The 264-nt window shown below is 50.8% G+C and carries 1 tRNA gene and 1 rRNA gene; both read left to right on the top strand.

Features of this window, described 5'->3' with window-relative positions:
* The first annotated feature begins 2 nt into the window (after positions 1–2).
* Positions 3–118: ribosomal RNA gene (rrf, locus tag ACYQ4S_RS12695) — 5S ribosomal RNA — on the top strand.
* A 22-nt stretch (positions 119–140) separates the two neighbouring features.
* Positions 141–213 (top strand) — tRNA-Val (locus tag ACYQ4S_RS12690).
* Positions 214–264: the final 51 nt, after the last annotated feature.

Below are 264 nucleotides of genomic sequence, written 5' to 3'. Positions count from 1 at the left end.
TGTGCGGTGACGATGGCGGGAAGGATCCACCTGTTCCCATTCCGAACACAGCCGTTAAGCTTCCCAGCGCCGAGGATAGTGAAGGGTTTCCCTTTGTGAAAGCAGGACGTTGCCGTGCAGCTCTTTTATTTTTTTAAAATGGAGGTTTAGCTCAGTTGGGAGAGCATCTGCCTTACAAGCAGAGGGTCAGCGGTTCGAGCCCGTTAACCTCCATAGATCCATGAGCCGTTAGCTCAGTTGGTAGAGCAACTGACTTTTAATCAG

The sequence above is a fragment of the Alkalibacterium sp. s-m-28 genome (assembly GCF_054658175.1).
This window is presented reverse-complemented; position numbering and strand designations above follow the sequence as displayed.